Annotated in this window: 15 protein-coding genes and 1 other RNA gene; 7 read left to right on the top strand and 9 right to left on the bottom strand. The window is 67.2% G+C overall.

The window, feature by feature from the left end:
- Window positions 1-8: 8 nt before the first annotated feature.
- On the bottom strand, window positions 9-1,844 hold the full coding sequence (locus tag C5F75_RS14005) for a tetratricopeptide repeat protein (protein ID WP_407641349.1): 1,836 nt from the start codon (window positions 1,842-1,844) through the stop codon (window positions 9-11).
- A gap of 130 nt (window positions 1,845-1,974) precedes the next feature.
- On the opposite strand from C5F75_RS14005, the gene C5F75_RS14000 reads away from it, so the two are divergent.
- The gene (locus tag C5F75_RS14000; protein WP_059574079.1) at window positions 1,975-3,621 is read left to right on the top strand and encodes an FAD-dependent monooxygenase; all 1,647 of its coding nucleotides are present in this window, start codon (window positions 1,975-1,977) and stop codon (window positions 3,619-3,621) included.
- 8 nt (window positions 3,622-3,629) lie between these two features.
- Here the strand turns inward: C5F75_RS14000 and C5F75_RS13995 are convergent, their stop codons facing one another.
- From C5F75_RS13995 to C5F75_RS13980, 4 genes are read right to left on the bottom strand one after another with little or no spacing between them, the layout of a single operon-like run.
- Window positions 3,630-3,881: a formate dehydrogenase subunit delta gene (locus C5F75_RS13995; RefSeq protein ID WP_059574078.1), complete on the bottom strand. Its 252-nt coding sequence runs from the start codon at window positions 3,879-3,881 to the stop codon at window positions 3,630-3,632.
- Between the two features lie 7 nt (window positions 3,882-3,888).
- Complete coding sequence (fdhF, locus tag C5F75_RS13990; protein ID WP_059574077.1) at window positions 3,889-6,840, bottom strand: formate dehydrogenase subunit alpha; 2,952 nt, start codon at window positions 6,838-6,840, stop codon at window positions 3,889-3,891.
- A 17-nt stretch (window positions 6,841-6,857) separates the two neighbouring features.
- Window positions 6,858-8,435 (bottom strand): formate dehydrogenase beta subunit, encoded by a 1,578-nt coding sequence (locus tag C5F75_RS13985; RefSeq protein ID WP_059574076.1) that lies wholly within the window; start codon window positions 8,433-8,435, stop codon window positions 6,858-6,860.
- Window positions 8,432-8,932 carry an NAD(P)H-dependent oxidoreductase subunit E gene (locus tag C5F75_RS13980; protein ID WP_059574075.1) on the bottom strand — a complete coding sequence of 167 codons (501 nt, stop codon included), beginning with the start codon at window positions 8,930-8,932 and terminating at the stop codon, window positions 8,432-8,434. Before C5F75_RS13980 ends, C5F75_RS13985 begins: the two co-directional genes overlap by 4 nt.
- 131 nt (window positions 8,933-9,063) lie before the next feature.
- Between C5F75_RS13980 and C5F75_RS13975 the strand changes: the two genes are divergently transcribed.
- From C5F75_RS13975 to C5F75_RS13965, 3 genes are all read left to right on the top strand, one after another.
- Window positions 9,064-10,170 (top strand): substrate-binding domain-containing protein, encoded by a 1,107-nt coding sequence (locus tag C5F75_RS13975; RefSeq protein WP_059574074.1) that lies wholly within the window; start codon window positions 9,064-9,066, stop codon window positions 10,168-10,170.
- Between the two features lie 101 nt (window positions 10,171-10,271).
- Entirely contained in the window at window positions 10,272-10,541 is a 270-nt protein-coding gene (locus C5F75_RS13970) for a hypothetical protein (RefSeq protein ID WP_059574073.1), read from the top strand.
- Between the two features lie 353 nt (window positions 10,542-10,894).
- Window positions 10,895-11,248 (top strand): DUF4148 domain-containing protein, encoded by a 354-nt coding sequence (locus tag C5F75_RS13965; protein WP_059574072.1) that lies wholly within the window; start codon window positions 10,895-10,897, stop codon window positions 11,246-11,248.
- 259 nt (window positions 11,249-11,507) lie between these two features.
- Here C5F75_RS13965 and ssrA read toward each other — a convergent pair.
- From ssrA to ompA, 4 genes are all read right to left on the bottom strand, one after another.
- Window positions 11,508-11,877: a transfer-messenger RNA gene (gene ssrA / locus C5F75_RS13960) on the bottom strand.
- A 17-nt stretch (window positions 11,878-11,894) separates the two neighbouring features.
- Window positions 11,895-12,608: a phosphoglycolate phosphatase gene (gene gph, locus C5F75_RS13955; protein ID WP_059574071.1), complete on the bottom strand. Its 714-nt coding sequence runs from the start codon at window positions 12,606-12,608 to the stop codon at window positions 11,895-11,897.
- Between the two features lie 13 nt (window positions 12,609-12,621).
- A complete protein-coding gene (gene ubiG, locus C5F75_RS13950) occupies window positions 12,622-13,320 on the bottom strand; it encodes a bifunctional 2-polyprenyl-6-hydroxyphenol methylase/3-demethylubiquinol 3-O-methyltransferase UbiG (RefSeq protein ID WP_023475819.1) in 699 nt (232 codons plus the stop codon).
- Window positions 13,321-13,472: 152 nt separating this feature from the next.
- On the bottom strand, window positions 13,473-14,141 hold the full coding sequence (gene ompA, locus C5F75_RS13945) for an outer membrane protein OmpA (RefSeq protein WP_059574070.1): 669 nt from the start codon (window positions 14,139-14,141) through the stop codon (window positions 13,473-13,475).
- A 534-nt stretch (window positions 14,142-14,675) separates the two neighbouring features.
- Here ompA and gyrA point away from each other — a divergent pair.
- From gyrA to serC, 3 genes are all read left to right on the top strand, one after another.
- On the top strand, window positions 14,676-17,279 hold the full coding sequence (gyrA, locus tag C5F75_RS13940; RefSeq protein WP_059574069.1) for a DNA gyrase subunit A: 2,604 nt from the start codon (window positions 14,676-14,678) through the stop codon (window positions 17,277-17,279).
- 83 nt (window positions 17,280-17,362) lie between these two features.
- Entirely contained in the window at window positions 17,363-17,962 is a 600-nt protein-coding gene (locus tag C5F75_RS13935; protein WP_006486966.1) for a DUF2059 domain-containing protein, read from the top strand.
- Window positions 17,963-18,117: 155 nt separating this feature from the next.
- On the top strand, window positions 18,118-19,200 hold the full coding sequence (serC, locus tag C5F75_RS13930; RefSeq protein ID WP_059574068.1) for a 3-phosphoserine/phosphohydroxythreonine transaminase: 1,083 nt from the start codon (window positions 18,118-18,120) through the stop codon (window positions 19,198-19,200).
- Window positions 19,201-19,212 lie beyond the last annotated feature (12 nt).

The raw sequence follows: 19,212 nt of genomic DNA, 5'->3' as shown, positions 1-19,212 counted from the left end.
GTTTGCGATCATGCCTCGCGCAGCATGTCGGCCACCGTGGCCGCCACGTCGAGCCATGCGCCCGGCGCAGGCTGGCGGGCGATCCGGGCCTGCGGATACCACGGGCAATCGTCGCCGGTGAACCAGCGCCAGTCGGCCGCGAACGGCAGCATGATCCAGAGCGGCTTGCCGAGCGCGCCCGCGAGGTGCGCGACCGCCGTGTCGATCGTGACGACGCCGTCGAGGCGCTCGATCAGCGCGGCCGTATCGCCGAAGTCGTTCAGCCGGCCGTCGAGACGATGCATGCGCGGATGCGCGTCGATGCGCGTCCGCTCGTCGTCGTCGAGCGCGGGCTGCAGCACGATCCAGTCGATGTCCGGCAGTGCGAGCAGCGGCGCGAGCGCGTCGAACGGCATCGAGCGGTTTTCCTGTGCCTGTCGGCGCCCCGACCATGCCAGCCCGAACTTGCGCTTCGACTGCCCGCCGAGCGAGCCGCGAAAGCGCCGGCGGGCGCCGTCGGGCGCGTGCAGATAGCGCGAGCCGACGATGTCCTCGGGCTGAAGCCCGAGCACGAACGGCAGGCTCATCAGCGTGCACGCGACATCCGCGGCAGGCGGCTTCGCGGCGCCCTGGGCGACGAGCGTCACGCGCCAGCGCGACGCGGCCGGTGTCAGCAGCGCGACGAGTTCCGGCTGGACTTCGAGTACGACGCGCGCGCAGCGTGCGCGGGCGAGCGGCACGAAGCGGACGAACTGCAGCGTGTCGCCGAACCCCTGTTCCGCGCGGATCAGCAGCGTGCGCGACGCAATCGGCTCGCCCTGCCAGCGCGGCAGCGCGCCGAGCGGCGTCGCGCCGGGCGTCTCGTGGCGCGCTTCGTAGGCGGGCAGGCCGCGCGTGAAGTCGCGCAGCGTCAGCAGCGTGACCGCGCGATGCAGCCGCGCGAGCGTGAGATCGGGCGCGACACGCAGCGCCTGGTCGAATGCGCGCAGCGCCATCTCGTGCGCGCCGAGCGCGTGATGCGCGTTGCCGAGATTCAGCCACGCGAGCCCGAACGACGGATCGAGCCCGACGGCGCGCTCGTAGTAGGGCAGTGCGTCGCGGTGGCGCGCCTGCGCGCAGAGCGCGTTCGCGAGCCCGAACAGCGCGAGCGGAAACGGCGGGTGCAGTGCGAGCGCGGCTTCGAACGCGGCCGCCGCCTCGGCATGCCGGCCGAGTGCATCGAACGTGTTGCCGAGATTGAAATGCGCGGCGACGAAACGCGGCTGCACGGCGATCGCGGCCTGGAAGTGCGCGATCGCATCGTCGGCGCGCCCCATCGCGTTCAGCGCCATCCCGAGATTGTTGTGCGCGCCCGCATGCCCGGGCCGGAGCTCGAGCGCACGACCGAACGCGGCGAGCGCGTCGTCGTGGCGGCCGAGCGCGTTCAGCGCGTTGCCGAGATTGTTGTGGATCGACGCGTCGTCCGGCGTGAGCCGCAGCGCGCGGCCGAAGGCGTCGATCGCATCGTCGTGACGCTGCAGCGCCGCATACGCGTTGCCGAGGTTGTAGTGTGCGAGCGGAAATTCGGGCGCGAGCGTCAGCGCATTGCGAAAGCGGTCGATCGCTTCGTCGAGCCGGCCGAGCGCTTTCAGCGCGTTGCCGAGATTGAGCTGCAGTGCGGCATCGTTGGGGCGCAGCGCGACGGCCCGGCCGACGAGATCGGCGGCCTCGGCGTGCTGGCCCTGCTGGTGCCGCAGCACGCCGAACAGGTGCAGCGCGTCGGCGTCGGCGGGGTTGGAGGCGAGCGCGTGGCGATAGCCGTGCTCGGCCTCGGCGAGGCGGCCCGCGCGGTGTGCGGCGTACGCCCGGTCGAATGCGGAATCCATGACGCGAAAACTGGCGGAAAGCGCGTATTTTCCCACACCGCGGGGTAGGGCCGCGTATCGGCCGGTCGGCATATGGCCCCGTCACGCGGAGCGGCGTAGACTTGCAGAGTCGCGTGTCATCGAGGTTTCCATGGCTGACACACTGTCCGATATCCCACCCGTGCTGATCGTCGGCGCGGGGCCGACCGGCCTTGCCGCGGCGATGAGCCTGGCGCGGGCCCGCGTGCCGGTGCGCATCATCGATCGCCTGGCCGCGCCCGCGCCGTTTTCGCGCGCGATCGGCATCCAGGCGCGCACGCTCGAGCTGCTGGAGCAGCATCGCGCGGTCGAGCCGTTTCTCGCGCTCGGCCATCGCGCGCATGCGGCCGAGCTGCATGCCGACGGCCGCTTGATCGCGCGGCTCGATTTCGATCCGCTGCAAACGCGCTATCCGTATCTGATGTTTCTCGACCAGAGCATCACCGAGCGGCTGCTCGCCGAGCATCTGGCCGGGATGGGCGTGACCGTCGAACGCGGTACCGCGCTGACCGCGTGCGACGCGGGCGGCACGTCGCTCGACGTGACGCTGCGCCGCGCAGATGGCCGCGACGAGTCGTTCGCGCCGTCGTACCTGATCGCGGCCGACGGCGCGCACAGCACGGTCAGGCATCTGCTCGGCCTGGGCTTTGCCGGGCATGCATTCGAACAGACTTTCCTGCTGGCCGATTTCGCGGCGATACCCGAGTGGCCGGACGAAGAGATCCGCCTGTTCACGACGCCCGAAGGTATTGCGGGCCTGTTTCCGATGGGGAGCGGCCGTTACCGGCTCGTCGCGGACCGGCCGCTCGGCAGCGACGCGTCGCCCGGCGCGCCGGCGCCGTCGCTCGAGGAATGCGACGCGATCATCCGCGCGCGCGTCGGCGCCTCGATCTCGCCGAGCGATCTCGCGTGGTCGTCCTATTTCCACCTGCACAGCCGGATGGTCGACCGGCTGCGTCATGGCCGCGTGTTCTTCGCGGGCGACGCCGCGCACGTCCACAGCCCGGCCGGCGCGCAGGGCATGAACACCGGCATCCAGGAGGCGTTCAACCTGGGCTGGAAGCTCGCGCGCGTCCTTGGCGCAGGCGCACCCGAGCGGTTGCTCGACACGTATCACGCGGAGCGCTATCCGATCGAGCGCGACGTGCTGCGGCAGACCGGTTTCGTCACGCAGGTCGTCGAAGCCGAGCGCGGCGCGATGAAGCTGCTGCGCGATCACGTCGTGCCGCTGCTGGCGTCGTTCGGGCCGATGCGCGACGCGCTGCGGCGCACGGTGAGCGAGCTCGGCGTGCAGTACCGGAAGAGTCCGCTCACGCTCGAGCGCGTGCTCGACGGCGGCCCGCGCGCGGGCGAGCGCGCGCCCGATGCGCTCGTGCACGTGCTCGACGGGCCGCTCGGTCGTGCGCCCGGCACGGCGCGGCTATACGATCTTCACGATCCGGCGAGCTTCACGCTGTTGCTGCTGGAGGAGCCGGTGGACACCGACGCCGGCGAGGTGCCGCCGATCCCGGCCGATGCGCGGGGGCTCGTGCAGGGGCTCGAGCGCATCATGCCGGAAGCGGTGCGCGTGTGGCGTGTCGCCGATGCCGAAGGCGACGGGGCGGCGGGGCTCGCGCAGGAATACGGCCGCTCGCGGCCGTCGTTCTATCTGCTGCGGCCGGACGGCTATGTTGCCGCGCGCGGGCGCACGGCGACCGACGCCAATGCGCTGCTGCGCCATTGCGAAAACTGGTTCGCGGGCATGTCGGTGTCCGCGTAGCCGCGCGGTCAGGCGGGCGCCGCGGCAGGGACGAGCGACGCGCGGTGCGCGGCGATCGCGTCGCGCACGATCGGCGTCGCGCGTTGCCCGGCGGCGTTCGACGGATCGTCGAGCGCGGCGAGCAGCGCTCGGCGCATGCGCGGCTCCCAGAAGCGCCGGATATGCTCGGCGATGCCGGCCAGCGCTTCGTCGCGATCGGGCATCGATTCGAAGAATGCGCCGATCTGGTTGGCCATGTCGATCAGGTGGTCGTTGTCCATTGCTGCCTCACTTGCCTGTCGTCACGGCGGCCGGCGCGGCCGCGCGGCGCTCGAGCAGGTCGAGCTGCTCCGAGTTGAAGCGCGCATAGGCACGCTGCCAGTCGGACGGTTGCGCAACCGGCAACACCTGCACGGCCGTCACCTTGTATTCGGGGCAGTTCGTCGCCCAGTCGGAGCTGTCCGTCGTGATCACGTTCGCGCCCGATTCGGGGAAGTGGAACGTGGTGTACACGACGCCCGGCTGCATGCGCTCCGTCACGAGCGCGCGCAGCACCGTCTGCCCCGCGCGCGACTCGATGCCGACCCAGTCGCCGGTGCGGATCCCGCGATCCTGCGCATCGTGCGGATGGATCTCGAGGCGATCCTCTTCATGCCACCGGACGTTTTCGGTACGGCGCGTCTGCGCGCCCACGTTGTATTGCGACAGGATGCGGCCCGTCGTCAGGATCAGCGGATAGCGCTGCGTGACCTTCTCCGGCGTCGGAATGAACTTGGTGATCACGAACCGGCCCTTGCCGCGCACGAACGTGTCGATGTGCATCGTCGGCGTGCCTTCCGGCGCGTGTTCGTTGCACGGCCACTGGATGCTGCCGAGTGCGTCGAGCTTCTCGTACGATACCCCCGAGAAAGTCGGCGTGAGCCGCGCGATCTCGTCCATGATTTCCGACGGATGCGCGTAGTGCATGTCGTAGCCGAGCGCCTGCGACAGCAGCAGCGTGACTTCCCAGTCCGCGTAGCCCGCGAGCGGCGGCATCACCTTGCGCACGCGCGAGATCCGGCGCTCCGCGTTCGTGAACGTGCCGTCCTTCTCGAGGAACGTCGAGCCCGGCAGCAGCACGTGCGCGTATTTCGCGGTTTCGTTCAGGAAGATGTCCTGCACGACGATGCATTCCATCGCCGACAGCGCGGCCGCCACGTGCTGCGTGTTCGGATCCGACTGGACGATGTCCTCGCCCTGGCAGTAGAGCCCCTTGAAGCTGCCGTCGAGCGCCGCGTCGAACATGTTCGGGATGCGCAGCCCAGGCTCCGGCTGCAGCGTGGCCGACCACGCCTGTTCGAACTGCGTGCGCACGACCTCGTCGCTGATGTGCCGGTAGCCGGGCAGCTCGTGCGGGAACGAGCCCATGTCGCATGAACCCTGCACGTTGTTCTGGCCGCGCAGCGGATTGACGCCGACGCCTTCGCGGCCGACGTTGCCGGTCGCCATCGCGAGGTTCGCGATGCCCATCACCGTCGTCGAGCCCTGCGCGTGTTCGGTCACGCCCAGGCCGTAATAGATCGCAGCGTTGCCGCCCGTCGCGTAGAGGCGTGCGGCCTCGCGCACCCGCTCGGCCGGCACGCCCGTCACGTCCGCGGTCGCCTCGGGCGAATTGTCGGGCTGCGCGACGAAGTCGCGCCATTGCTCGAACGCGCGCGTGTCGCAGCGCTCGGCGACGAAGGCCTCGGCCACCAGCCCTTCGGTGACGATCACGTGCGCCAGCGCATTGACGATCGCGACGTTGGTGCCGGGGCGCAACTGCAGGTGGTGCGTGGCCTTCACGTGCGGGCCGTCGACGACGTCGATGCGGCGCGGATCGATCACGATCAGCTTCGCGCCTTCGCGCACGCGCCGCTTCAGCCGCGAGCCGAACACCGGATGGCCGTCGGTCGGGTTCGCGCCCATCACGACGATCACGTCGGCCTGGCCGACCGAGGCGAACGTCTGCGTGCCGGCCGATTCGCCGAGCGTCGTCTTGAGGCCATAGCCGGTCGGCGAGTGGCACACGCGTGCGCAGGTATCGACGTTGTTGTTGCCGAACGCGGCGCGCACGAGTTTCTGCACGAGATAGGTTTCCTCGTTCGTGCAGCGCGACGACGTGATGCCGCCGATCGAATCGCGGCCGTACTTCTGCTGCAGCTTGCGGAATTGCGTCGCCGCGTACGTGAGCGCCTCTTCCCAACTCACTTCGCGCCACGGGTCGGTGATCTTCTCGCGGATCATCGGCTTCGTGATGCGGTCCTTGTGCGTCGCATAGCCCCACGCGAAGCGTCCCTTCACGCACGCGTGGCCTTCGTTCGCGAGACCGTTCTTGTGCGGCGTCATGCGCACGACCTGCGTGCCCTTCATCTCGGCCTTGAACGAGCAGCCGACGCCGCAATACGCACAGGTCGTGACGACCGAGTGTTCGGCCTGCCCCAGCTGCACGACGGATTTTTCCTGCAGCGTGGCCGTCGGGCAGGCGGCGACGCACGCGCCGCACGACACGCATTCCGACGCCATGAACGATTCGCTTTCGCCCGCGGCGACGCGCGACTCGAAGCCGCGCGCGGCGATCGTCAGTGCGAACGTGCCCTGCGTTTCCTCGCACGCGCGCACGCAGCGGTTGCAGACGATGCACTTCGACGGGTCGTACGTGAAGTACGGATTCGACTCGTCCTTCGTGTCCTTCAGGTGATTCGCGCCGTCGAAGCCGTAGCGCACCTCGCGCAGGCCGACCACGCCCGCCATGTCCTGCAGCTCGCAGTCGCCGTTGGCCGGGCACGTGAGGCAGTCGAGCGGGTGGTCGGAGATGTACAGCTCCATCACGTTGCGGCGCAGCGACTGCAGCCGGTCCGACTGCGTGCGCACCTTCATGCCGGCTTCGGCGGGCGTCGTGCACGACGCCGGATAGCCGCGCCGGCCCTCGATCTCGACGAGGCACAGCCGGCACGAGCCGAACGGTTCGAGCGAATCGGTCGCGCAGAGCTTCGGGACGTTGACGCCGGCTTCGATCGCCGCGCGCATCACCGACGTGCCGGCCGGCACCGTGACCGGCTGGCCGTCGATTTCGAGCGTGACGTCGGTGTCGGCATGCCGTTGCGGCGTGCCGTAATCGGTATCGTCGAACGGGTCGCGGGCGCGCGCCTGTGCCGCGCTCTTGCACGCGCATTGGCCCGAGCCGCAGCCGCCTTGGCGGACGTTGTTCGTGTCGAGTGACATGCAGGGCTCCTTCTGGGTCAGGCCGCGGCCTTGACCGGGCCCGACGCGGCATCCTTGCCGGCAGCGAGCCCGAAATCTTCGGGGAAATGGTCGAGTGCGGACAGCACCGGGTACGGCGTCATGCCGCCCATCGCGCATAGCGAACCGGCCAGCATCGTGTCGCACAGGTCGCGCAACAGCGTGACCTGCCGCTCCGACGTATCGCCGTGGCGGATCCGCGCGATCGTCTCGACACCGCGCGTCGAGCCGATCCGGCACGGCGTGCACTTGCCGCACGATTCGATCGCGCAGAACTTCATCGCATACTCGGCCAGCTCGGCGAGATTCGACGTGTCGTCGTGCAGCACGATGCCGCCGTGGCCGACGACCGCGCCGATCGCCGCGTACGCCTCGTAGTCGAGCGGCACGTCCCACTGGTGGTCGGGCAGGTAGGTGCCGAGCGGGCCGCCGACCTGCGCGGCGCGTGCCGGCCGGCCGCTGGCCGTGCCGCCGCCGAAGTCGAACAGCAGTTCGCGCAGCGTGACGCCGAACGCGAGCTCGACGAGACCGCCGTGACGGATGTTGCCTGCGAGCTGGAACGGCAGCGTGCCGCGCGAGCGGCCCATCCCGTAGTCGCGATAGAACGCGGCGCCGCGCGCGAAGATCACGGGCGCCGTCGCGAGCGTGATCACGTTGTTGATGACCGTCGGCTGGCCGAACAGGCCGGCGAGCGCGGGCAGCGGCGGCTTCGCGCGCACGACGCCGCGCTTGCCCTCGAGCGATTCGAGCAGCGCCGTTTCCTCGCCGCATACGTACGAGCCCGCGCCTTTCGCGACGTGCAGCTCGAACGCGTGCGCGGAGCCGAGCACGTGCTCGCCGAGCCAGCCGGCTTCACGCGCGCGGACGATTGCCGCTTCGAGCGTGGCGATCGCGTGCGGGTATTCGCTGCGCACGTAGATGTAGCCGACCGTCGCGCCGGTGGCGACGCCCGCGATGATCATCCCTTCGATCAGGCAGTACGGGTCGCATTCCATCAGCAGGCGGTCGGAGAACGTGCCCGAATCGCCTTCGTCCGCGTTGCAGACGATGTATTTCTGCGCGGCGCGCGCCTGCCGCACGGTACGCCACTTGATGCCGGCCGGGAACGCCGCGCCGCCGCGGCCGCGCAGCCCCGACTCGATCAGCGTTTCGCATGCGGTGTCGCCGTCGAGCGCCAGCGCGTTCTTCAGGCCGGCAAGCCCCTCGTGTTGCAGATAGTCGTCGATCGACAGCGGATCGGTCAGGCCGATCCGTGCGAACGTGAGCCGCTGCTGGCGGGCGAGGTAGGGCAGCGCGTCGACGAGGCCGACGCCGCTCGGGTGCGCGCCGCCGTCGAGCCAGCCGGCGTCGAACAGGGCGGGCACGTCGGCGGCCGACAGGTTGGCATAGCCGACGCGACCTGCGGCCGTCCCGACCTCGACGAGCGGTTCGAGCCACAGCAGCCCGCGTGACCCGTTGCGGACCACCTCGATGGCGACCCCGCGCCGTTCGGCCTCGGCCGAGATCGCGGCGGCGAGCGCGTCGGCGCCGAGCGCCAGCGCGGACGAATCGCGCGGAACGTAGATGCGGGTCGTCATGCCGCCTCCTGCGCGTGGGCCACCGCGTCGGCCAGCAGCGCGTCGAACTTCTCCGGCGTGACCTTGGCGTGGAGCACCCCGTTGACCGTCATCGACGGCGATTGCGCGCACAGTCCGAGGCAGTAGACCGACTCGAGCGCGACGTCGTCCGGCGTACGGGCCGCGGCGGCATCGCCGTGCTTGGCGTCGAACCGGCAGCCCGTGCGGGCTTGCGCGTGGGCGGCGAGCGCCTCGCAGCCCATGCTGCGGCACGCTTCGGCGCGGCACATCTGGATCGTCACGCGGGCGGGCGGCGCGGTGCGGAAATGGTGGTAGTAGGTCAGGACGCCATGCACTTCCGCGCGCGACAGGTTCAGCACCTTGGCCAGCGGCGCGACGCAGCCCGCCGGCACGTAGCCCGCGTCGTCCTGGATCGCATGCAGGATCGCGACGAGCGAGCGGCCGGCGCGCGCATGGCGCTCGACGAGCACGTCGGGCGCAGGGGAATTCGGGGACATCGGTTTTGCTCCTCCAAAGCCTCATATGCGCTCGAAATTCATATAGTGCGCATCGCGACTTCGTTCTGATTGATTTTCACCCACGATAAGCGGAAGATTTCGCGGTCGCAATAGGAAATCGGAGTGCATAATTGATTCGGGTCGAATGCGACGCGTATCTGACCGTACGCGACACGGAAGGCCGGTCGGCCAGTCTGTCGGACGTCGCTCCGCTGCTGGAACTCGTGGCCGATACGGGCAGCATCGCGCAGGCCGCGCAAGCCAAGGGACTGTCGTACCGGCACGCGTGGGGCATGCTGCGCGCGCTGGAATCGTGCATCGGCGGGGAATTGATCGAAACCGCGCGCGGCAAGGGTTCGACGTTGTCGGCGCTCGGCCGGGCGGTCGTCGATGCGCAGCGTCTGGCGCATAGTCGCCTCGACGGGAACCTGCGCACGCTGGCGGCCGAGGTGGCCAGCGACCTGAACCGGCGGCTCGCGCAGCGCGACGGCGCCGTGCGCATCCATGCGTCGCACGGTTATGCGGTCGCGACGCTCGTTTCCGCACTCGTCGATGCGCAGGCGGCCGTCGACATCAAGTATCGCGAGAGCGTCGAGGCCGTGCAGGCGCTCGCCCGCGGCGAATGCGACCTCGCCGGTTTCCATTTGCCGCGCGGCGCGTTTCGCGCGCAGTGCGCGCAGATCTACCGGCCGTGGCTCGACGACACGCGCCACGTGTTGATCCACCTGACACGCCGCCAGCAGGGGCTGTTCGTGCCGCGCGGCAACCCGAAGCAGGTGCGCGGGCTGGTGGATCTCGCGCGTGACGACATCCGCTTCGTCAACCGCCAGCCGGGGTCGGGCACGCGCATGCTGCTGGATCTCGCGCTGCGCGCGATCGGCATCGATCCGGAGCGCATCGACGGCTATGCGTCGGCCGAACTCACGCATTCGGCGATCGCGGCGTTCGTCGCGAGCGGCATGGCCGATCTCGGCTTCGGCGTCGAGCCGGCCGCCCGTCACTTCGGGCTCGACTTCATCCCGATCGTCGACGAAGACTATTACTTCGCATGCGAACGCGCGCGGCTCGATGTGCGGCCGCTCGCCGATGTGCTGGCGCTGCTGCGCGACGCACGCTTCGTCGAACGCGTCGCGCATCTCGACGGCTACGATCCGGCTGCGTGCGGCGCGCTGGAGCGCATCGCGACCGGGCTGGCCGGCGGCGACGGCACGAGCGTGCCGGACGGCAATTCCCGGTAACGAGGACGCGATCGAACCGCGCTGCAGCAGCGGGGGATTTGCGCTACGCTTGCCGCTTGATCAACGTTCCAACAAGCACGCCGTTCAGGCGTCATCCCGCCATGAAATTTCCCGTTCCCCTTGCCGCGGCAGCGTTGACCGCGGGGTTGCTGGTCGTCGCTTCGCCGTTTGCGTTCGCGCAGAATTCCCCGGGCGTGCCCGGCGGCATCCTGAGCGAACAGTTCCGACTGAACGAACATCCGCAGATGCCGTTCGCGGCATCTGCGCCGTCGGACAAATACCAGACCGGCAAGAAGTCGGCGTTGCGCCGCAAGGGCGACCTGGGCGACCCGAACGGCTGCAACCTGAAGTGCCCGATGGATGCCCGGTAGCGCGCAGGCAGTTGGCCTGTGCCCAAGTGGGGTGCTGTCTTCTGCGTCACGGATCGATCAACCGACAGACCTGCTACCCGCGCTCCACCCAATCTTGCTTTGTTCGAGCCCCGCAAAGCCTGCGCTTTTCGGGGCTCGTGCTTTTCCGCGGCCCTTCATGCAACGCGGGAGACGAAACGGCGATTTGCCCGCATCACCTTTCGGACAGGAGCCTAGGGTTAACCCGTAAATCAGGAAGGATGTCTTCCTGAAACCTGCCTTATTCTTAAGCATCCACCTACATAAACTTCGGTTTGTCGGCGCTGATCAAGGGTGTTCACCGCCGAATCAGACAAATCTGGAGGTAGGTCATCATGAAGTCGTTCGTTCAAGCCGTTGTCGTTGCTGCCGCTCTCGTTGCCCCGGTTGCGTCGTTCGCCCAGTCGGGCTCGACGATCACCCGTGCGCAGGTCCGTGCCGAACTGGTTCAACTGCAGCAGGCCGGTTACAACTCCGCCCGCGGCGAAGATCCGCATTATCCGGAAGCGATCCAGGCCGCAACCGCGCGTGTCGCGGAGCAGCAGCGCAGCGCCCTGGCTCAAGCTCAAGGCGCCGACGCCAGCGGCTACGGTGCGCAGGCACAGGGCGCATCGGCGTCGGGTTCGCGCGCAATGGGCGTGCGCCCGGCCAGCGCGGACGAAATGAAGTCGCTGTATCGCGGCAGTTGAGCCCCGCGTCGCCGGTCACGGTCGGGGCCCGAGTCGTGCCCAAACCCTGACCAGCGGGCCGGCCGCTGCGCGGCGCAATCGCTGATGGGGCGACCGCGCCAGAACATCCGTCGCCTCCTGCCGCCGGAGCACCGGTGGCATTCCGCGCGGCCCGTCCGGGGCTGGGCGCTTTTTCGGAAGGAGTCGGCGTGCGTGTCGCCGGCAACAAAAAACCCCGCAGACTGGCGTCATGCGGGGTTCGTGCGACGAGCGCGGAATTTGGTGGAGGCGGCGGGAATCGAACCCGCGTCCAGAAGCGCTCCACGACTAGTTCTACATGTTTAGTTCGGTCTTTTGATTTAACCGCAGCGACGCGGACGAACACGCTGCACTACGGCGATTCGCTAAGTTTTCGACCCTGGCGTCGCGACGCCGACAGGGCTTAACTGACGTAAATGACCTCTGGCGGTATTGCTACCGGTCTTGCGACACTAGCCCGTCAGTGAACTAGGCAGAGGACGGCGGCCCTTAGGCTGCCAGTGCGAACGTATCGTCGTTTGCAGTTACGATTTTCCCATTGATTAACGAGGTGACGGGTCCTCGACATGCCCTAGCCGCTTCACAACCCCTGTCGAAACCAGGTCGCCCCCGCGGATAAGATCGATCATTATAGCCCAACATCGCGCAGCAGGTGCCGCAGTTCCTGCGTCGAACCGACGAGATGCTGCGCTTGCCAGTCAGCCGGCGCCGCGCCGTCGCCGCAGTAGCCGTACGCGGCGGCGACCGTCGCCATGCCGGCGGCGCTTCCGGCCTGAATGTCGCGAAGATCGTCGCCGACATAGACGATGCGCTCGGGCGCGAGCGCCATCTGCGCTGCCGCATGCAGCAGCGGAGCCGGGTGCGGCTTCGAGTGCGGCGTTGTGTCGCCCCCGACGATGCAGGCCGCGCGCGACGACAGGCCGAGCAGGTCGGCGAGCGGCGCCGTGAGGCGCATCGCCTTGTTCGTGACGATGCCCCAGCGCACGCCGCGCGCATCGAGTTCGTCGAGCACGTCGCCGATGCCGGGAAACAGCGTGGTATGTACGCAGATATCCGTTGCGTAATTGATCAGGAACTCGTCGCGCATCGCTTCGTAGCCGGGCGTGTGCGGATCGATGCCGAACGCGCCGCCCAACAGGCCCCGCGCGCCGGCGGACGCCAGCGGCCGCAACACGTCGAGCGGCGTTTCGGGCAGGCCGCGCGCGCGCTGCATCATGTTGACGGCTGCCGCGAGATCGGGCGCCGTGTCGGCGAGCGTGCCGTCCAGGTCGAACAGGACCGCATCGCAGTGCAGCAGGCGCGGTTCGTCTGCGATCCGCGCGGTCGAAAGGGGAGTCGTCATGCCGTTCGGAGGGTCACGCGCCGCGGCGGCACGCGACGAGGTAGTTGATGTCGGTGTCGTTCGACAGCGCGAAGCGCTTGCCGATCGGGTGATAGGTGATGCCCTTGATCTCGACGATGTGCAGATCCGTCGCGCGCACGAAGCCGGCCAGTTCCGACGGGCGGATGAAGCGCGCATAGTCGTGCGTGCCCTTCGGCAGCATTTGCGCGATGTACTCCGCGCCGATCACGGCGAACAGGTAGGACTTCAGGTTGCGGTTGAGCGTCGAGAAGAACACCCAGCCGCCCGGCTTCACGAGCGTCGCGCACGCGGCCACGATGTCGCCGGGCGACGGCACGTGCTCGAGCATCTCCATGCACGTGACGACGTCGTAGGTGCCGGGTTCGCGCGCGGCGATCGCTTCGGCGGCGATCGCCTCGTATTCGACCGAAATGCCGCTTTCGAGGCTGTGCAGGTCGGCCACGCCCAGCGCTTCGGTCGACAGATCGATGCCTTTCACCTGGGCGCCGAGCCCGGCCATCGATTCGGACAGGATGCCGCCGCCGCAGCCGATGTCGAGCGCGCGCTTGCCGGCCAGATGCGCATGGGCATCGATCCAGCCGAGCCGGACCGGGTTCAGGTCGTGCAGCGGTTTGAATTCGGCATTCGGATCCCACCACCGATGGGCGAGGTCGCTGAATTTCTGGAGTTCGTGCGGATCGGCGTTGGTCATGTCGGCAAACGGGCTACGAGAGGAGGGCGGTGCTTCGGTGCGTCAGCCCCGAGTATATAAGCGGGCGAACGACGAGGCCAGCGAGCGCCTGGACGGGCGTCAATGAAAAAGCCCCGCCGGAGCGGGGCTTTGAAGCAGTCGAGAGCCGCGGCTTAGTTTGCCGGAACGGTCGTCTTTTCCACTTGCTGCGTACCAACCACTTCGACTTCCACGCGGCGGTCCGGTGCGAGGCAGGCGATGAGTTGCTTGCGGTTCTTCTGGTTGCAGCCAGTCGTAACCGGGTTGCGCTTGCCCTTGCCTTCCGTGTAGATCTTGTTGGCCGGCACACCCTTGCTGACCAGGTACGACTTCACGGCTTGAGCACGGCGCAGCGACAGGCGGTCGTTGTACTTGTCCGAACCGATGCGGTCCGTGTAGCCCGTTGCAACGACCACTTCCGTGTTCATGCCTTGGATCTTCGAAGCCAGTTCGTCCAGCTTCTGCTTGCCCAGCGGCTTCAGCGTTGCCTTGTCGAAGTCGAACAGTGCGTCGGCTTGATACGTGATCTTCTGGCTCGAGATGACCGGAGCGACCGGAGCGACCGGCGGCTGCGGTGCCTGGGCGACCAGTGCGCCATCGCACTTGGCGTTGGCGGTGGCCGGCGTCCAGAACGCATCGCGCCAGCAGAGCTCGTTCGTGCCGTTCATCCACACCCATTCGCCCGTGCCGTTCACCCAGTTGTCATTGACGGCCTGACGCGACGCCGGCACCGATTGTGCCGAAGCGGATGCAGCCATAACTGCGGTAGCTGCAATGAACGCGAGCTTTGAAAGTTTATTCATATTTCTCCTCTCGAAATTGAGATTACCGCAGGTTTACTGCGAGCCTGTTGACGGTGACAAGTCATACATTGCTCGAAGTATAACATTGGTGCGGCACAAAAATGCGGCGCCGCTCCTTGTAGGTAGACTTCGAGCAGCGTCTAACTTTCAGTGCGTTGGCATTTTGCCATATCGTTCCCTTCCTACGAAAAAAAATCCTCCCCACCCCAAGATCGCTTCAACTTTGTGGTGCATGCGCAACACCGGCCTGCCGCAACTTTTAGAAATTGTCAAGAGCGCGTGAGGTTGCGCGCCGGCGTGCGGTTGTTTACGCGTGCGCATGAAACGCGCGCCGCGCAGTCGTCCGCGATGTCGGGTCCGAGCCGGGCGCGCGGTTGCGTCCGGCTTGCCGCCGCCGCGATTTTCGCTATCTATATATAGAGGGGGAGGCGAATTGGCGGCTGATGGGCGCATGTTAGAATCTCGCGTTGCGTTGCGCATGCAGCGCCCACGCGAAAGGCGTTCGCCGTCTTCGCTCCGAAACGATACGGATACATGGATCAATTCGCCAAAGAGACCCTGCCCACCTCCCTAGAGGAGGAAATGCGCCGTTCGTATCTCGATTACGCGATGAGCGTGATCGTCGGACGTGCCCTCCCGGATGTCCGCGATGGCCTGAAGCCCGTGCATCGGCGCGTGCTGTTCGCGATGCACGAACTGAACAACGACTGGAACCGCGCGTACAAGAAGTCGGCGCGTATCGTCGGTGACGTGATCGGTAAATACCACCCTCACGGCGATACCGCGGTCTACGACACGATCGTGCGGATGGCGCAGGATTTCTCGCTGCGCTACATGCTGATCGACGGGCAGGGCAACTTCGGCTCGATCGACGGCGACAATGCCGCGGCGATGCGCTACACCGAAATTCGCATGGCGAAGATCGGTCACGAGCTGCTCGCCGACATCGACAAGGAAACGGTCGATTTCGAGCCGAACTACGACGGCAACGAAATGCAGCCGTCGGTCCTGCCGTCGCGCATCCCGAACCTGCTGATCAACGGCTCGTCGGGCATCGCGGTCGGCATGGCGACCAACATCCCGCCGCACAACCTGAACGAAGTCGTCGACGCGTGCCAGCACCTGCTGGGCAACCCGGACGCGACGATCGACGAGCTGATCGAGATCATCCCGGCGCCGGACTTCCCGACGGCCGGCATCATCTACGGCGTCGCCGGCGTGCGCGACGGCTACCGCACCGGGCGCGGCCGCGTCGTGATGCGCGCGGCCACGCACTTCGAGGAGATCGACCGCGGCCAGCGGATGGCGATCATCGTCGACGAGCTGCCGTACCAGGTGAACAAGCGCTCGCTGCTTGAGCGGATCGCCGAGCTCGTCAACGAGAAGAAGCTCGAGGGCATCTCCGACATCCGCGACGAGTCCGACAAGAGCGGCATGCGCGTCGTGATCGAGCTCAAGCGCGGCGAAGTGCCCGAAGTGGTGCTGAACAACCTGTACAAGGCGACGCAGCTGCAGGACACGTTCGGCATGAACATGGTCGCGCTCGTCGACGGCCAGCCGAAGCTGCTGAACCTGAAGGAAATCCTGCAGTGCTTCCTGTCGCACCGGCGCGAAGTGCTGACGCGCCGCACGATCTACGAACTGCGCAAGGCCCGCGAACGCGGCCACGTGCTCGAAGGTCTCGCGGTCGCGCTCGCGAACATCGACGAATTCATCGCGATCATCAAGGCCGCGCCGACGCCGCCGATCGCGAAGCAGGAGCTGATGGCGAAGCCGTGGGATTCGTCGCTCGTGCGCGAGATGCTGACGCGCGCCGAGAGCGAGAACGCGGCGGCCGGCGGCCGTTCCGCGTACCGTCCGGAAGGCCTGAACCCGGCGTTCGGGATGCAGGGCGACGGGCTGTACCGCCTGTCCGACACGCAGGCGCAGGAAATCCTGCAGATGCGTCTGCAGCGCCTGACCGGCCTCGAGCAGGACAAGATCATCGGCGAGTACCGCGACGTGATGGCGCAGATCGCCGACCTGCTGGACATCCTCGCGCGCCCCGAGCGGATCACGACGATGATCGGCGACGAGCTGACCTCGGTGAAGGCCGAATTCGGCGACGCGCGCCGCTCGAGGATCGAGCTGAACGCGACCGAGCTGAACACCGAGGATCTGATCACGCCGCAGGACATGGTCGTCACGATGTCGCACGCGGGCTACGTGAAGTCGCAGCCGCTGTCCGAGTACCGCGCGCAGAAGCGCGGCGGTCGCGGCAAGCAGGCGACGCAGATGAAGGAAGACGACTGGATCGAGACGCTGTTCATCGCGAACACGCACGATTACATCCTGTGCTTCTCGAACCGCGGCCGCGTGTACTGGGTCAAGGTCTATGAAGTGCCGCAGGGCTCGCGCAACTCGCGCGGCCGTCCGATCGTCAACATGTTCCCGCTGCAGGAAGGCGAGAAGATCAATGTCGTGCTGCCGGTCAAGGAATTCTCGGCCGACAAGTTCATCTTCATGGCGACGTCGCTCGGCACCGTGAAGAAGACGCCGCTCGAGGCATTCAGCCGCCCGATGAAGAAGGGCATCATCGCGGTCGGCCTCGACGACGGCGACTACCTGATCGGTGCGTCGATCACCGACGGCGCGCACGACGTGATGCTGTTCTCCGACGCCGGCAAGGCCGTGCGTTTCGACGAGAACGACGTGCGTCCGATGGGGCGCGAGGCGCGCGGCGTGCGCGGCATGCAGCTCGAGGACGGGCAGCAGGTCATCGCGATGCTGGTTGCCGGCAGCGAGGAGCAGACCGTGCTCACCGCGACCGAAAACGGCTACGGCAAGCGCACGCCGATCACCGAGTACACGCGCCATGGCCGCGGCACGAAGGGTATGATCGCGATCCAGACGTCCGAGCGCAACGGCAAGGTCGTGGCCGCGACGCTCGTCGACGCCGAGGATCAGATCATGCTGATCACGACGGCCGGCGTGTTGATTCGCACCCGTGTTTCCGAGATACGCGAGATGGGGCGCGCCACGCAAGGTGTTACACTCATCAGTCTCGATGAGGGTACCAAGCTCTCTGGCCTGCAGCAGATCGCGGAGGCCGAAGAGGGAGAGGGCGAAGCCGACGAGGCGTCGGACGGCGAAGCCTGAAGAACGGATGAGACTCTGGCCGCCGCGGGCGAAAAGCGCCGCGGCCGGCGAGCAACCATTCATATTTCCAAAAGGGAGTGATGATGCAAAAGCAATTCAAGCAACTGGTTCTGCTGGCTGCACTGGTGCCGACGTTCGCGATGGCGCAGGCGCTGTCGAATTCCGCACCGGCTGCTCCGGCGGCAGCTGCGCCGATCGACGCCGACAAGAAGGCTGCGATCAAGGATCTGCTCGACGCGATCGACGCGCCGAAGCTCGTGTCGGCAATCGGCAACAGCGCCGAAATGCAGGCGAAGCAGCTCGTACCGGCCATCCTGTCGGACGCGCTGTCGGAAAACAAGACGCTGAACGACAAGCAGAAGCAGGCTGCCGTTCCGACGCTGCAGAAGAACGCGGTGCCGAAGCTGGTCGACGGCGCAGGCAAGGTGTTCGGCACGCAGCAGTTCCAGAGCGATGCGATGTCGGCGCAGTACGACGCGTACGCGAAGTACTACAGCACGTCGGAGATCAAGGATCTGACGACGTTCTACAAGAGCCCGACGGGCCGCAAGTTCATCCAGGTTCAGGATCAGGTCGGTCGCGACGTGGTCAACGGCCTGATGCAGAAGTACATGCCGCAAGCGATCCAGGCAACGCGTACGCAGGCTGACAAGGAAGTCGCAGCAGTCAAGCCGGGCAAGTAAGCCGTCCGGGCGCGCCCCCGGCCGTTCGGCCGGGTTTGGCGGGAGCCTGACGACAGTGCGATAATGGCCGTTTGCGCGCGAGCGCAAGCGGCCATTTCTTTTCTGGCGCGTTTTGCCGGCGGCAAGCCGGTCGCGTCCTTCCCGAGGTTTTCACGATGCGCGTCTTTAATTTCTCCGCCGGCCCGGCGGCGATGCCCGAGGAAGTGCTGCGGCAAGCCGCCGACGAAATGCTCGACTGGCACGGCAGCGGCATGAGCGTGATGGAGATGAGCCATCGCGGCAAGGAATTCATGTCGATCCACGAGGCCGCGCTGACCGATCTGCGCGACCTGCTCGGCGTGCCGGCGAGCCACCGGATCCTGTTCCTGCAGGGCGGCGGCATCGCGGAAAACGCGATCGTGCCGATGAACCTTCTCGGCTCGCGCAAGACGGCCGATTTCGTCGTGACGGGTTCGTGGTCGCAGAAATCGTTCGGCGAGGCGAAGAAGTTCTGCACGCCGCATCTGGCCGCGACCGGCAAGACGGAGGACGGCTTCACGCGTGCGCCCGCGCGCGCCGAATGGCAGTTGTCGGACGATCCGGCCTACGTGCATCTGTGCACCAACGAGACGATCGACGGCGTCGAGACGTTCGAGATCCCCGATCTCGGCGACGTGCCGCTGGTCGCGGATGTCTCGTCGCACATCCTGTCGCGCCCGATGGACGTCGCGAAATACGGCGTGCTGTTCGGCGGCGCGCAGAAGAACATCGGGATGGCCGGCGTGACGGTCGTGATCGTGCGCGAGGATCTGCTCGATCGCGCGCTGTCGATCTGTCCGTCCGCGTTCGAATGGAAGACCATCGCCGCGAACAACTCGCTGTACAACACGCCGCCCACTTACGCGATCTACATCGCGGGCCTCGTGTTCCAGTGGCTGAAGCGGCAGGGCGGCCTCGAAGCGATCGAGGCCCGCAACACCGAAAAGGCGAAGCTGCTCTACGACACGATCGACGCGAGCAGTTTCTATCTGAACAAGGTCGAGCCGGCAGCACGTTCGCGCATGAACGTGCCGTTTTTCCTGGCCGACGAATCGCGCAACGAAGACTTCCTTGCCGGCGCAAAGGCGCGCGGGCTGCTGCAGCTGAAGGGCCACAAGTCCGTCGGCGGCATGCGGGCGTCGATCTACAACGCGGTGCCGCTCGAGGGCGTGAAGGCGCTCGTCGAGTACATGAAGGACTTCGAGCGGCGCGGCGCCTGACGGCGGCGCTGT

This window comes from Burkholderia anthinoferrum (genome assembly GCF_002925705.1).
Lineage (GTDB): Bacteria > Pseudomonadota > Gammaproteobacteria > Burkholderiales > Burkholderiaceae > Burkholderia > Burkholderia semiarida.
Note: the sequence above shows the minus strand (reverse complement) of the source record. Positions and strands in the feature narration are given on the sequence as shown.

Bases quoted from the DNA above. Each gene is read 5' to 3' on its own strand.
- C5F75_RS14005 (WP_407641349.1), bottom strand. From the start codon at position 1,844: ATGGATTCCGCATTCGACCGGGCGTACGCCGCACACCGCGCGGGCCGC.
- C5F75_RS14000 (WP_059574079.1), top strand. From the start codon at position 1,975: ATGGCTGACACACTGTCCGATATCCCACCCGTGCTGATCGTCGGCGCG.
- C5F75_RS13995 (WP_059574078.1), bottom strand. From the start codon at position 3,881: ATGGACAACGACCACCTGATCGACATGGCCAACCAGATCGGCGCATTC.
- fdhF (WP_059574077.1), bottom strand. From the start codon at position 6,840: ATGTCACTCGACACGAACAACGTCCGCCAAGGCGGCTGCGGCTCGGGC.
- C5F75_RS13985 (WP_059574076.1), bottom strand. From the start codon at position 8,435: ATGACGACCCGCATCTACGTTCCGCGCGATTCGTCCGCGCTGGCGCTC.
- C5F75_RS13980 (WP_059574075.1), bottom strand. From the start codon at position 8,932: ATGTCCCCGAATTCCCCTGCGCCCGACGTGCTCGTCGAGCGCCATGCG.
- C5F75_RS13970 (WP_059574073.1), top strand. From the start codon at position 10,272: ATGAAATTTCCCGTTCCCCTTGCCGCGGCAGCGTTGACCGCGGGGTTG.
- C5F75_RS13965 (WP_059574072.1), top strand. From the start codon at position 10,895: ATGAAGTCGTTCGTTCAAGCCGTTGTCGTTGCTGCCGCTCTCGTTGCC.
- gph (WP_059574071.1), bottom strand. From the start codon at position 12,608: ATGACGACTCCCCTTTCGACCGCGCGGATCGCAGACGAACCGCGCCTG.
- ubiG (WP_023475819.1), bottom strand. From the start codon at position 13,320: ATGACCAACGCCGATCCGCACGAACTCCAGAAATTCAGCGACCTCGCC.
- ompA (WP_059574070.1), bottom strand. From the start codon at position 14,141: ATGAATAAACTTTCAAAGCTCGCGTTCATTGCAGCTACCGCAGTTATG.
- gyrA (WP_059574069.1), top strand. From the start codon at position 14,676: ATGGATCAATTCGCCAAAGAGACCCTGCCCACCTCCCTAGAGGAGGAA.
- C5F75_RS13935 (WP_006486966.1), top strand. From the start codon at position 17,363: ATGCAAAAGCAATTCAAGCAACTGGTTCTGCTGGCTGCACTGGTGCCG.
- serC (WP_059574068.1), top strand. From the start codon at position 18,118: ATGCGCGTCTTTAATTTCTCCGCCGGCCCGGCGGCGATGCCCGAGGAA.